This is a genomic window from Paenarthrobacter sp. UW852 (assembly GCF_024608385.1).
Classification (GTDB): Bacteria; Actinomycetota; Actinomycetes; order Actinomycetales; family Micrococcaceae; genus Arthrobacter.
The window spans coordinates 184,969-197,676 of record NZ_JAMSGY010000002.1 but is presented as its reverse complement, the minus strand read 5'-3'; the positions used below and the strand labels follow the sequence as shown (position 1 = coordinate 197,676).

General features: G+C 63.6%; 10 protein-coding genes and 1 tRNA gene. 9 read left to right on the top strand and 2 right to left on the bottom strand.

Annotation, left to right across the window (positions count from 1 at the left end; all coding sequences use genetic code 11):
• Positions 1-178 precede the first annotated feature (178 nt).
• From NEK97_RS04020 to NEK97_RS04000, 4 genes are read left to right on the top strand one after another with little or no spacing between them, the layout of a single operon-like run.
• On the top strand, positions 179-1,339 hold the full coding sequence (locus NEK97_RS04020) for a transglycosylase family protein (protein WP_308292439.1): 1,161 nt from the start codon (positions 179-181) through the stop codon (positions 1,337-1,339).
• A 26-nt stretch (positions 1,340-1,365) separates the two neighbouring features.
• Positions 1,366-2,247, top strand: coding sequence for a 16S rRNA (adenine(1518)-N(6)/adenine(1519)-N(6))-dimethyltransferase RsmA (gene rsmA, locus NEK97_RS04010; RefSeq protein ID WP_235519382.1), 882 nt, complete (start codon positions 1,366-1,368; stop codon positions 2,245-2,247).
• The gene (locus tag NEK97_RS04005) at positions 2,244-3,236 is read left to right on the top strand and encodes a 4-(cytidine 5'-diphospho)-2-C-methyl-D-erythritol kinase (RefSeq protein ID WP_257368627.1); all 993 of its coding nucleotides are present in this window, start codon (positions 2,244-2,246) and stop codon (positions 3,234-3,236) included. Before rsmA ends, NEK97_RS04005 begins: the two co-directional genes overlap by 4 nt.
• Before the next feature lie 51 nt (positions 3,237-3,287).
• Positions 3,288-5,126, top strand: coding sequence for an ABC-F family ATP-binding cassette domain-containing protein (locus NEK97_RS04000; RefSeq protein ID WP_257368626.1), 1,839 nt, complete (start codon positions 3,288-3,290; stop codon positions 5,124-5,126).
• Between the two features lie 146 nt (positions 5,127-5,272).
• On the opposite strand, the gene NEK97_RS03995 is transcribed toward NEK97_RS04000, so the two are convergent.
• Both NEK97_RS03995 and NEK97_RS03990 read right to left on the bottom strand, forming a co-directional pair.
• Positions 5,273-5,674, bottom strand: a complete 402-nt coding sequence (locus NEK97_RS03995) for a VOC family protein (protein WP_257368625.1) — start codon at positions 5,672-5,674, stop codon at positions 5,273-5,275.
• Positions 5,675-5,795: 121 nt separating this feature from the next.
• The gene (locus NEK97_RS03990; protein ID WP_235519747.1) at positions 5,796-6,395 is read right to left on the bottom strand and encodes a TetR/AcrR family transcriptional regulator; all 600 of its coding nucleotides are present in this window, start codon (positions 6,393-6,395) and stop codon (positions 5,796-5,798) included.
• Positions 6,396-6,672: 277 nt separating this feature from the next.
• On the opposite strand from NEK97_RS03990, the gene NEK97_RS03985 reads away from it, so the two are divergent.
• The 5 genes from NEK97_RS03985 (at position 6,673) to pth (ending at position 10,909) form a co-directional block, all read left to right on the top strand.
• Positions 6,673-6,744: transfer RNA gene (locus NEK97_RS03985), tRNA-Gln, on the top strand.
• A 122-nt stretch (positions 6,745-6,866) separates the two neighbouring features.
• The gene (glmU, locus tag NEK97_RS03980; RefSeq protein ID WP_257368624.1) at positions 6,867-8,348 is read left to right on the top strand and encodes a bifunctional UDP-N-acetylglucosamine diphosphorylase/glucosamine-1-phosphate N-acetyltransferase GlmU; all 1,482 of its coding nucleotides are present in this window, start codon (positions 6,867-6,869) and stop codon (positions 8,346-8,348) included.
• 2 nt (positions 8,349-8,350) lie between these two features.
• The gene (locus NEK97_RS03975) at positions 8,351-9,331 is read left to right on the top strand and encodes a ribose-phosphate diphosphokinase (RefSeq protein WP_011774071.1); all 981 of its coding nucleotides are present in this window, start codon (positions 8,351-8,353) and stop codon (positions 9,329-9,331) included.
• A 306-nt stretch (positions 9,332-9,637) separates the two neighbouring features.
• Entirely contained in the window at positions 9,638-10,213 is a 576-nt protein-coding gene (locus NEK97_RS03970) for a 50S ribosomal protein L25/general stress protein Ctc (protein WP_235519390.1), read from the top strand.
• A 111-nt stretch (positions 10,214-10,324) separates the two neighbouring features.
• Positions 10,325-10,909, top strand: coding sequence for an aminoacyl-tRNA hydrolase (gene pth / locus NEK97_RS03965; protein ID WP_257368612.1), 585 nt, complete (start codon positions 10,325-10,327; stop codon positions 10,907-10,909).
• Positions 10,910-12,708: the final 1,799 nt, after the last annotated feature.

Below are 12,708 nucleotides of genomic sequence, written 5' to 3'. Positions count from 1 at the left end.
GAAGGCCTTCGGACAACTGGGCGGGTTGATTCCGTGCCCACAAGTTGAATGATTTTGGCGGCGCAGATGCCGGCAGCAGGAGTGGGACCAGGCTTGTAGTCTGGCCCCTCCGTTTTGCGGCTGGCATTTCTTCTGTGCTTTTCCCCGTGCCCGGATGGTCTGAGAGTAATGGGCAATCGTGATCAAGTTCTTCACAACGGATGGCAAGTTCAGCTTCCTCAAAGTCGGGACCCAGTTGCTGGTTGTTGCAGCGCTGGTCGTAGGTGTCGTCGCCTTCGTGGGCAACAACAAGACAGTCACCCTTAACGTCGACGGCAAAGTGAGCTCCATCCAGACTTTCGGCGGCACTGTAGACCAGGTGGTCAAGGCAGCCAAGGTCGAGCTGAAGGACGCAGACCGCGTTTCCCCTGCATTGGACAGCAAGGTCGATAACGGCTCTGTGGTCAACGTCAACCTGGCTAAAGCCGTCTCCATTGAGTTGGACGGTGCCCGGAAGACGGTCAACACCACCGCTCCGGATGTGGCAGGCCTGGTGAGCGAACTCGGAGTGGCAAGCTCCGCCGTAGTGTCCCAGCCCAAGGAAGCCTCACTCCAGGTGACCGGCTCCTTCGTGTCGATCTCCACTCCCAAGACCATCAGCCTCGTCGCTGACGGCAAGGACACCAGCACCACGACGACGGCGCCCGACGTCGCCACAGTCCTCAAGGACGCCAAGATCACCGTCGGAGCCAACGACCGCGTGTCCCAGCCGGACAACGCTCCGATCGTCCAGGACATGGTCATCAAGGTTTCACGCGTGGATACCAGCAAGACCGACCAGGCCACCGAAGAAGTTCCTTTCGACAGCGTGAAGACCGACTCCGCTGACCTGTTCAAGGGCGAAGAGAAGGTCACGCAGAAGGGCGTACCCGGCTCACTGACGAAGAACTTCAAGTTGGTCATGGTTGATGGCCGCGAGGCATCCCGCACACTCGTTTCCAGCGACGTCACCACCAAGCCTGTCACCGAGCAGGTCAGCGTCGGCACCAAGGCACGCCCTGTCGCCACCCCGGCCAAGGCCACCGCAGGAGCAGCCACGTCCAGCGGTCCCACCGGCGCCCCGAACGAGGCTATGTGGGACAGGATCGCCCAGTGCGAATCCGGTGGAAACTGGTCCATCAACAGTGGTAACGGCTACTATGGCGGCCTTCAATTCTCCGGTCCTACGTGGTTGGCCAACGGTGGCGGCGCTTACGCTGCCAACGCCAGCCTCGCCACCAAAGCCCAGCAAATCGAGATCGCCAACCGCCTCTACGCAAAGAACGGCCTCAGCGACTGGGGCTGCGCGCACGCAGCCTAGGTCCGCGCAGGCGATACGATACCTAGGTGACTGAACCGAATTCCGATCCCGCCGCCGTCGCGCCTTTGCTGGGCGCCACAGACATTCGACGGCTCGCCGAGGAAATCGGTGTACGCCCTACAAAAACCCTGGGCCAGAACTTTGTGATTGACGGCAACACGATCCGCAGGATCGTGGCGGCCGCCAATATCGACGCCGGCGAGACCGTTCTGGAGGTCGGCCCGGGCCTGGGTTCCCTCACCTTGGGCCTGCTCGACGCGGCCAAGTCAGTAGTAGCTGTAGAGATAGACCCGGTCCTTGCCGGGAAGCTGCCGGAAACGGTTCGGGCTTGGCGCCCGCACGCTGAAGAGAACTTCCACCTGGTGCTTTCGGACGCCATGAAAGTTACCGAACTGCCGGTGCCGCCCACGGCACTGGTAGCCAACCTGCCCTACAACGTGGCCGTACCAGTGGTGCTGCACCTGCTCCAGCATTTCCCGAGCCTGCAGCACGGGCTGGTGATGGTGCAGGACGAGGTAGCTGACCGTTTGGCCGCAACTCCCGGATCCAAGATCTACGGTGTGCCCTCCGTGAAGGCCGCCTGGTATGGGCATATGCGCAAAGCAGGTGTCATCGGCATGAACGTGTTCTGGCCGGCACCTAAAATCCACTCGGGGCTTGTAGCGTTTACACGCCATGATCCACCGCAGACGCACGCCACCCGGGAACAGGTTTTCGCCGTCATCGATGCTGCCTTCGCCCAGCGACGCAAGACGCTCCGCGCAGCCCTGGCCGGTTGGGCCGGGAGCGCAGCTGAAGCGGAGCGTTGCCTTGTTGCAGCCGGTGTGGACCCGACGGCCCGCGGCGAGGTCCTGGATATTTCCGCCTACGTCAAAATCGCCGAAGCCCGCCACCCCGTGGACGCATGACGCCGGGGACCCGTAAGCCGAGCAGCCTGCCGTTCGTGGGGGATCGCTTCCATGCCAGGACAGTGCGGGTTAAAGCTCCCGGGAAGGTCAACGTCTCCCTGAGCGTGGGCCCCCTGCGGGCCGACGGCTACCACTCGGTGGCCAGCGTCTACCTGGCCGTTTCCCTGTACGAGGAAGTAGCGGCTACCAGTACCGAGGCTGAGGGAATCACCATCAGCATCAGCCCGGACAGCACGCTGGACCTGGACGGCGTGGACATTCCGCTGGATGAGCGGAACCTCGCCTACAAGGCCGCGGCCATCATGGCGGAAATGTCCGAAAAGCCCACGGGCGTGCACCTGGAAATCACCAAGCGTGTACCCGTTGCGGGTGGCATGGGCGGCGGTTCCGCAGATGCCGCAGCGACGCTGCTCGCGTGCGATGCCTTGTGGAACAGCGGACTGTCCCGCGAGGAACTCGCGCACCTGGCTGCCGAGTTGGGCGCAGACGTGCCGTTCTCGCTCCTGGGGGGCACCGCCGTCGGCCTTGGCGTGGGCGACAAACTCTCCCCGGCGCTGGCTAAAGCCCAGATGGACTGGGTGCTGGTCTTTGCCGATTACGGGCTATCAACTCCCGATGTGTTCCGCACCCTTGACGGACTCCGGGATTCCGAAGGGGTAGACATTCCGGAGCCCGTGGACGTGGATCCCACCATTCTCCAAGCCCTCCGCCACGGTGACCCCGAGACACTGAGCCGGGTCCTCATCAACGACCTCCAAAGGGCTTCCATCACGCTCGCTCCACAACTGCGTGACACGATCGGCCTCGGCGAAGCACGCGGGGCGTTGGCCGGAATGGTCTCCGGCTCCGGCCCCACCATTGCGTTACTGGCGCGGGACTCAGTGTCCGCCGCTGTCCTCGCCGAAGAATTGACCCACCGGGGTCACACCGCGGTCGCGGTGCACGGCCCCGTTCCCGGCGCCCGGATCATCTCCGATACCCTCCTCTAGTACCCCTCCGGCTTTTTGCACCCGCATTCCAGCAGTAGAAAGTAGTACCCATTGGCCCACCTGCTCGGCGGCGAAAACCTCACGGTTTCGTTCGCGACCCGCACTGTCCTCGACGGCGTCACCCTCGGTTTGGAGGACGGTGACCGCATCGGTATGGTGGGCCGCAACGGCGACGGCAAATCAACCCTGATGCGCCTGCTCGCCTTGCGCTCAACGCCCGATTCCGGCCGCGTGACCAAACGCGGCGACGTCACCGTCGGCTACCTTGACCAAGGGGACGTGCTAGACGGCGACCTCACCGTGGGCGCTGCGATCGTCGGTGACCGCGCGGACCACGAATGGGCCGCCAACCCCAAAATCCGCGAAGTCATGGGCGGACTGGTGGGCGACGTCGACTGGCACGCCAACGTCCACGCCCTCTCCGGTGGACAGAAACGCCGTGTCGCGTTGGCCAAGCTGCTCATTGAAGACCACGACGTCATCATGCTGGACGAACCCACCAACCACCTCGACGTCGAGGGTGTTGCCTGGCTTGCCCGCCACCTCAAGTCGCGTTGGCGAGCCAACCAAGGTGCCTTCCTGGTGGTCACCCACGACCGTTGGTTCCTCGACGAAGTCTGCAACTACACCTGGGAAGTCCACGACGCCATGGTGGACATGTTCGACGGCGGTTACGCCGCCTACGTTTTGGCGCGCGCCGAGCGTGACCGGATGGCCGCCGTCGTCGAAAACAAGCGCCAGCAGTTGGTCAAAAAGGAGCTCGCGTGGCTTCGCCGCGGTGCCCCGGCCCGAACGGCAAAGCCCAAGTTCCGGATCGAAGCCGCCAACGACCTCATCGCCGACGTGCCCGATCCCCGCGACTCCGTGGCACTCAGCAAGATGGCCACCGCCCGCTTGGGCAAGGACGTCCTCGACCTTGAGAACGTGTCCCTCGACTTCCTCGACGGCGAGGACGGGCAGAAACTCTTCGACAACATCACCCTTCGGCTCGCGCCGGGCGAACGCCTGGGACTCGTGGGCGTCAACGGCGCGGGCAAGTCCACCCTGCTGAAGCTGCTCAACGGCGAAATCCAGCCCACGTCCGGCAAAGTGAAGCGCGGAAAGACCGTGGTCACCGCCGTGCTCACCCAGGACGTCAAGGAACTCGACGACGTCTCGGACCTGCGCGTCATTGAAGTCATTGAACGTGAAAAGCGGTCCTTCAGCGTGGGCGGCAAGGAATTCACCGCAGGACAGCTCGTGGAACAGCTCGGGTTCACCAAGGAAAAGCAATGGACCCCGGTCTCCGACCTTTCCGGTGGTGAGCGCAGGCGGCTGCAGCTCCTTCGCCTCCTGGTCGGTGAGCCCAACGTCCTCATGCTCGACGAACCCACCAACGACCTCGACACCGACACCCTTGCCGCCGTCGAAGACGTCCTTGACGGTTGGCCCGGAACGCTCGTAGTCGTCAGCCACGACCGCTACCTCCTGGAACGCGTCACCGACAACCAAATGGCGTTGCTGGGCGACGGCAAACTCCGTGGCCTGCCCGGCGGCGTGGACCAGTACCTTGAGCTGCGCGAAGCTGCCCTGGCCTCAGGCGCGGTGGGCGGCGGCTCCGGCGCGCCGACTTCTGCCAGTGGGGCTTCCACTTCCTCTTCGTCCGGGGCTCCTTCAGGTGCCAGCGAAGCCGAAAAGCGCGAAGCCCGCAAGGACCTCAACAGGATCGACCGCCAACTTGGCAAGATCGCCCAACAGGAAGAAAAGCTTCACACCCAGATGGCTGCGAAGTCCGAATCCGGCGACTTCGACGCACTCAGCGATCTCAATGCCAAGCTCCGCGAATTGCTCGACGAGAAAGAGGGCCTGGAGCTCGAGTGGTTGGAGGCCGCCGAAATCTTGGGCGAGTAGTTCGGGCTGGTGGGGACGCAGCGGCGCGCATCCTCTGCGTGCTGCTCCTTCGTCGCTTTGACGCACGCTGCCGGATGCCCGCCGCTGCTCCAACGCTCGCTCACGTCCCGTAGCTTTCCCGCTGACGCTCGCTCACGTCACGCGTGCTATTCGGCGGCCTCGTAGCCTATGAGCCAGTGGAGGCCGTGACGGTCCACAACCTGGCCGTCTGATGCGCCCCACGGTTTCTGCGCCAGCGGGTCGACGATCCGGCCGCCGTCGGCAAGCTTGTCGAACCACTCGTGCAGGACCGCAGGCTCGGCCGCTCCGAGCAAGCTAAGCATGGCTCCTTCGATGCGGACGCTCTTCTCACCCGCCGCTGCGTCAGCGCCGGCCAAGGCAACAACTCCGCTGAGGACCCCATGGGCGACGGCGTCCGCGGGCCCGTCAGTGCGTGAGAAGTCCTGATACGAGTGAAGGGTTAGTTCTCCGCCAAAGATTTCCGCGTAGAAACCCAAGGCTTCGCGGGCAGTACCTGGGAAGAGGACATAGATCTGGGGTGCTGTCATGGGCAAATCCTACGAACACGGCCCGGTTTCTCCTGCGCTGACACGTCGCCAACCCGCTTCTCCGTCGTTGCCCAGCGACGCAATTGCGGGTTGGCGACGGAACTAGGGGAGAAAGGGGGGCTCAGCCCTCGGAGCGCAGCTCGGGCTCTTTCTGCAGCCCCGTGAGCCCGTTCCAGGCAAGGTTCACCAAGTGGGCTGCCACTGCGCGCTTGTCGGGTTGGCGGCTGTCGAGCCACCATTGGCCGGTCATGGCCACCATGCCCACGAGCATCTGCGCGTACATGGCACCGTCGGCTGCGCTGAAACCCCGACGGGCGAATTCGTCCGAAAGCAGGTGCTCTACGCGCGCCGTGACATGCGAGAGCAGTGTTGAGAAGGCGCCCTCTGGCTGGGAAGGTGGGGCGTCCCGCATGAGGATCCGGAATCCGTCCGTGCGGTCTTCGATGTAGCCGAGAAGGGCCAGTGCGGCACGCTCCACCAGGACGCGGGGCTTGGCGTCGGCGCTCAGTGACTCGGTGATGGAGTCCAGGAGTATCCGGAATTCGGTCTCCACGACTTGGCGGTACAGACCCTCCTTGGACCCGAAATGTTCGTATATGACCGGCTTGGACACACCGGCCGTGGCTGCGATTTCCTCGATGGTGGTGCCGTCCAGCCCACGGGCGGCGAAGAGTGCTCGGCCGATGCCAATGAGCTGGGATTTGCGCTGCTGCCCAGTCATCCGAACGCGCACTGCCGGAGTGTTGTGGGCGGCCGCAGCGGGCTCGACGGCGGCCACTGGCCGGGAGATTTCAGTGCGCTTGCTCACGTCACCATCATGCCCCAGGTGCCAGCCGGTAAGGGCGAAGGTGGTGTTCATTGGAGCGTCACCGATGGGGTGGGGGCCAGCCGAGTCGCGAACCACGCAATGGTCATGGCAAACTAGATTCTTGTGTGTGCATCCCGGTGAGCCGGGAAGCCCCCGGGCCCTGCCGCCTGGAGGTGTCAACCATGCACGGTCCGCTCTGGTGTAACGGCAGCACCCCGGCCTTTGGAGCCGTGGAGTATAGGTTCGAATCCTATGGGCGGAACGGTCGGAAAATGCGCTCCTCTCTGTACCTGGAACGGCTTAAACGGTGCCTGGGTCCATTGTTGGATGGCGGCATTCCGAAGCCGGGTTACCCGGGACATACCGAGCAAGGAGAGCCAGTACGTGAGCCCCGAAACCACCGGTCCCGCAGCGGTCATTGTTTTGGCCGCCGGCGCCGGAACGCGCATGAAGTCGCGGACTCCCAAGATTCTCCACGAAATCGGCGGGCGCTCCATGGTGGGCCACGCTCTCCTCGCCGCCCGTTCCATCTCGCCGCTGAAGTTGGCGCTTGTTGTCCGCCACGAGCGGGACAGGGTTGCGGAGCACGTTACTGCACTGGATCCCGAGGCACTCATCGTTGACCAGGACGAGATTCCCGGCACCGGCCGCGCGGTGGAAGTCGCGCTCACAGCGCTCGACGCCGAAGCTGAACTCACCGGCACGGTAGTAGTGACCTACGGCGACGTTCCCCTCCTCACAGGCGAACTGCTCGGTGAACTGGTGACAACCCACGAAGCCGAGGGCAACGCAGTGACGGTGCTCACCGCGGTCCTGGACGACGCCACCGGTTATGGCCGGATCCTTCGCGCCGAGGATGGCACCGTCACGGGCATCCGCGAACACAAAGACGCAAGCGATTCCGAGCGCAGCATCCGCGAGGTCAACTCAGGCATCTATGCCTTTGACGCGGCAGTCCTAAGGGACGCACTCAAGAATGTGACCACGGACAATGCCCAGGGCGAGATGTACCTGACCGATGTCCTCGGTTTGGCGCGCGACGCCGGCGGCCGGGTCGCCGCGGTCGTCACTGAAGACCGCTGGCAGGTTGAGGGTGCCAATGACCGCATCCAGTTGTCGGCGCTGGGCGCTGAGCACAACCGCCGGATCGTCGAGGCCTGGATGCGCGCCGGCGTGACCGTCGTGGATCCCAACACCACGTGGATCGACTCCACCGTCACCCTGGACGAAGACGTCCGACTGCTGCCCAATACGCAACTTCACGGTTCCACCACGGTGGCCCGTGACGCCGTCGTCGGACCTGACACGACCCTGACCGACGTCACTATCGGCGAAGGCGCGAAGGTAACCCGCACGCACGGTTCCGGCTCCGCGATTGGTGCCAAGGCAAGCGTGGGACCGTTCACGTACCTCCGCCCGGGCACGGTGCTGGGGGAGACCGGCAAGATTGGCGCATTCTATGAGACCAAGAACGTGACGATCGGCCGTGGTTCCAAGCTCTCACATCTGGGCTACGCCGGCGACGCCGAGATCGGTGAGGACACCAACATCGGCTGCGGCAACATCACTGCCAATTACGACGGCGAGAAGAAGCACCGCACGGTTATCGGCTCCGGCGTCCGCACAGGTTCCAACACCGTGTTCGTCGCCCCGGTGACTGTTGGCGACGGCGCGTACAGCGGTGCCGGCGCCGTGATCCGTAAGGACGTCCCCGCCGGTGCCCTGGCCCTGAGCCTGGCCGCGCAGCGGAATGCCGAAGACTGGGTCATCTCCAACCGCCCAGGCACGGCCTCAGCACAGCTGGCCCAAGCCGCGCAGGCTTCCACATCCTCCCAATCCCCGGCAACCACAGAAGAGGGCAACTAGGCATGAGCGAAATTACCGCACACGGCGAGAAGAAATTGATTCTCGCCGCCGGAAGGGCGCATCCGGAGCTGGCGCAGGAAATCGCGAAGGAGCTGGAGACCGAACTCCTGCCCATCGACGCCTACGACTTCGCCAATGGGGAAATCTACGTCCGTTCGGCCGAGAGCGTGCGAGGCACTGACGCCTTCGTCATCCAGGCCCACCCGGCTCCGTTGAACAACTGGCTCATGGAGCAGTTGATCATGATCGACTCCCTCAAGCGCGCCTCTGCCAAGAGGATCACGGTTGTTTCCCCGTTCTACCCGTACTCCCGCCAGGACAAGAAGGGCCGCGGCCGCGAGCCGATTTCCGCCCGCCTCGTTGCCGACCTGTACAAGACGGCTGGCGCGGACCGCATCATGTCCGTTGACCTGCACACCTCGCAGATCCAGGGCTTCTTTGACGGTCCCGTTGACCACCTGATGGCCATCCCGCTGCTGGCTGACTACATCCGCACCAAGGTCGAAGCCGACAACATCACAGTTGTTTCGCCCGACACCGGCCGCGTCCGCGTCGCCGAGCAGTGGGCTGAGCGCCTCGGCGGTGCCCCGCTGGCGTTCGTGCACAAGAGCCGCGACCTCACGGTTCCCAACCAGGCCGTCTCCAAGACGGTCGTTGGCCAGGTCGAGGGGCGCACCTGCGTTCTCATCGACGACATGATCGACACCGGCGGAACCATCTCCGGCGCCGTCCAGGTGCTGAAGAACGCCGGCGCCAAGGACGTCATCATCGCTTGCACGCACGCCGTGTTCTCCGACCCCGCGGCCCAGCGCCTGGCGGATTCCGGGGCGCGCGAAGTGGTTGTCACCAACACGCTGCCCATCCCGGCCGAGAAGCGCTTCCCGTCGCTGACGGTGTTGTCGATCGCGCCGCTGATCGCCCGCGCCATCCGTGAAGTGTTCGACGACGGTTCGGTCACCAGCCTGTTTGACGGCAAGGCCTGATACCCAAGCCTCATGAAACGGGCCACCTGCCGCCTCCGGGCGTGCGGGTGGCCCGTTTTCAGTTTGAAGGGTGTTCGCTGCTAAACTTTTGGGGATACCTTGGCGAGGGAGAGCACATCCGGTTCGCAGCAGTGTGAACCAGGGTTGCGGGTCTCCGTTATCGACTGGGTCTGCATCTCCTTCAACACAGGCGGAATGGCTGCACAGCGGCCAATCCCAGCCGGGCGTAGAAGGTCTCCAGACCTCCGCCCTTGCTGATAGACCTGTCCGGCCTTCGCCGGACGCCACAGTAATCAAGGAGTACACATGTCTGAGCAGAAGCTCACCGCAGAACTGCGCACCGAATTCGGCAAGGGTTTCGCCCGCCGTGCACGCATGGCCGGCCAGATCCCGGCTGTCATCTACGGCCACGGCGCAGAGCCGATCCACATCAACCTGCCGGGCAAGGCAACCACGCTGGCAGTGCGCGTTTCCAACGCACTCCTCGCGATCGACGTTGACGGCGAGCAGCACCTGACGCTGGTCAAGGACATCCAGCGCGATCCCGTAAAGCAGATCATCGAGCACGTTGACCTGCAGACCGTGAAGGCCGGCGAGAAGGTTACCGTCGACATCGCGATCCACGTTTCCGGTGAAGTTGCACCGGGTGCCGTTGCCAGCCTCGAAGCCACCACGGTTTCCCTCGAAGCTGAGGCAACCCACGTGCCCACCGCCGTCGAGGTCAACATCGAAGGCCGCAAGGCCGGCGAGAACGTCCACGCTTCGGACCTCGAACTCCCCAAGGGTTCCACGCTGCTCACCGAAGGCGACACCCTGGTGGTCCGCGTCGCTGAAGCCGCCGCCTCCGAGGAAGAAGAGACCACGGAAGCAGCCGCAGAGTAGTCTTCTGACTGCTTGAGGCTCCTGCCTTGAAATGGCCGGGTCCCCCTTGGGGTCCCGGCCATTTGCCTTTGCCCTTGAACACGGACCGTGACGCTTTCCTAGGATGGGATCATGACTGACACCTGGCTGATTGTCGGCCTCGGCAACCCCGGCAGCGAGTACAGCAACAACCGGCACAATGTGGGCCAGATGGTGTTGGATGAGCTGGCCTCACGCATGGGAGGGAAGTTCAAGACCCATAAAGCGCGGGCCCAGGTGGTGGAGGGCCGGCTTGGCATTGGCGGACCGCGGGTGGTGTTGGCCAAGCCCATGACGTACATGAATGTCTCCGGCGGCCCGGTCGCCGGATTGTGCAACTTTTTCGACATCGCCCCGGACCACGTCATCGCTGTCCACGACGAGATCGACATCCCTTTTAACACGGTCAAGTTAAAAACAGGGGGCGGTGAAGGCGGACATAACGGCCTTCGGGACATCTCCAAAGCCCTCGGCACCAAGGACTACTACCGCGTTCGAGTGGGTGTTGGAAGGCCGCCGGGACGAATGGAAACTGCCGACTACGTACTGCGCGATTTCGGCACCGCAGAAAAGAAGGATCTCCCGTTCCTCATTGACGAAGCAGCCGACGCCGTGGAGTTGCTCATGGCCCAGGGGTTGCTGGCGGCGCAGCAGAAACACCACCCCGCCAAAACTTGAGCAAATCTTGAGGAAAGCCTGATCAAAGCCTGACGGTCACCAGGACCCTAAGGCCTACACACTGTCGGCGCCCGAAGGTAGTGTGCATGGTACGCAGAAAAGCGGTGGGGGACTGTCGCGGATGTGTAGCTAAGGATGCGGATGTCGGCGGAGTTGCTAAACAGGAGCGGTGGAGGCGCAGCGAGGGCTGCGGCTCCTGATCTTGTGGGCGGCGCGACGGATCGGCAAACGTGGTCGCTCCTGGCACGAAGCCGTGATGTGTCCAAGGCAGTGCAGTTCCTTGAGTCCTCGGACTCCTCCGGCGTGGTCCTGACCGGTGATCGGGGGATCGGCAAGTCCGGCGTCGCACGCGCCGTCGTCTCCTCGCTGGGACCCAAGGTCCACAGCCTGCAACTGCGCAATACCGTGGCCGGCGCACAAACCCCCTACGGATGCCTTGGCTTCCTTCTGGCGCGTTTGCCTTCCGAGGCCGTCAGCTCGCCAACAGGCATCCTGCACGCAGTGACCAACTTGATCCGCTCAGAAGCTGCAGGTCGGGAGACAGTCTTCATCGTGGACAATGCCGGCGGTATGGATCCGATGAGCACGGGGGTCCTGTTGAACCTCATGGCCACGGGAACCGCCAAAGTGATCGCCACGGTGCAGCGCTCAAGCGAACTCCCCGCAGACTTCCACCGCCTGGTCCTTGAGGGCGAGCTCGCTGAAGTGCATTTGAACACGCTCAGCGAAGAACAGACAAAGCAGGTGCTTGGTTCCGTCCTCGGCCACTACGTTTCTTCCACCTTGGTGGGTTCGTTGCATTCTGCCGTGGGTGGTAACCCGATGCTGCTGCATGCCCTCCTGGAGGAGCAACGGCATTCAGGCAACCTGGTCCTCAATGATTCCGTGTGGACGCTCCGCGACCGGATCAAGCTTGAAGGCGCGACCGTGGTGGAGGACTTCGTCCGTTCCAGGCTGGCGCGCGAACCGCAAGCCAGCAGGACCGTCGTCGAAATCCTGGCTTGCGCTCAGCGCGCGACGCTCGTTGACCTGGCAGCCCTCGTTGATACTGACGTCCTGGTGGAGATGGAAGAGCGTGGCCTGCTCACGGTCGAACGCGGTGAGGCGCACTGGGTCTCGCTGCGGGACCCTTATATGGGTGAGGTTGTCCGTGGGTGGCTCAACACCCGTCGGATGAAGGAGCTTCGACTCATGCTCCACGGACCCAAAGAGCCCGACCTTCAGGGGCTGGCAGCGCAGGACCTGCTGACCTACGCAGCCTGGATGCACGCCTCAGAAGACGAGCCCACACCCTCTCCCTCCTTGGCATTGGCCGCAGGCAGGGCAGCTTTGGACGACTATGACCCCAACTTTGCCATCCAGTGCACGCAGTCACTTGACCCGAAGGACAGTGAGTGGGTCCCCGGACAGCGCCTGAAAGCTGCCGCCTACCTCATGCTTGACCTTCCCCTGCACGCCGCACAGGCGCTGGATGAAGTCTCAGAGCAGCATGTGTCCGCCCTGGACCCGCTGGAATTTGCCGAACTCACGGCCTCGAAATGCCAGGCCATGACGTGGATCGATGGCCGCTCGGCCTTGGTCCCCGGCGTCATCTCGGACGGACTGGAAAAGCTCGACGCCATGAACGGCGCACACCCGGCGGGGACCATGGCCAAGGCACGGAACCGGCTCCAGCTGTGCAGCTACGAGTACAACACCTTCATGGGTGAGTACGCGGCCATGATTGATTCCTTGGAAGAAGAGCTGGACAAAGACCCCGCCGAGGACATGGAGCACTGGTTGCGCTCGTCCTTGTTCCT

Coding starts and splice junctions, on each gene's coding strand:
- NEK97_RS04005 (WP_257368627.1), top strand. CDS start 2,244: ATGACGCCGGGGACCCGTAAGCCGAGCAGCCTGCCGTTCGTGGGGGAT.
- NEK97_RS03995 (WP_257368625.1), bottom strand. CDS start 5,674: ATGACAGCACCCCAGATCTATGTCCTCTTCCCAGGTACTGCCCGCGAA.
- NEK97_RS03990 (WP_235519747.1), bottom strand. CDS start 6,395: ATGACTGGGCAGCAGCGCAAATCCCAGCTCATTGGCATCGGCCGAGCA.
- NEK97_RS03975 (WP_011774071.1), top strand. CDS start 8,351: ATGAGCGAAATTACCGCACACGGCGAGAAGAAATTGATTCTCGCCGCC.
- NEK97_RS03970 (WP_235519390.1), top strand. CDS start 9,638: ATGTCTGAGCAGAAGCTCACCGCAGAACTGCGCACCGAATTCGGCAAG.
- pth (WP_257368612.1), top strand. CDS start 10,325: ATGACTGACACCTGGCTGATTGTCGGCCTCGGCAACCCCGGCAGCGAG.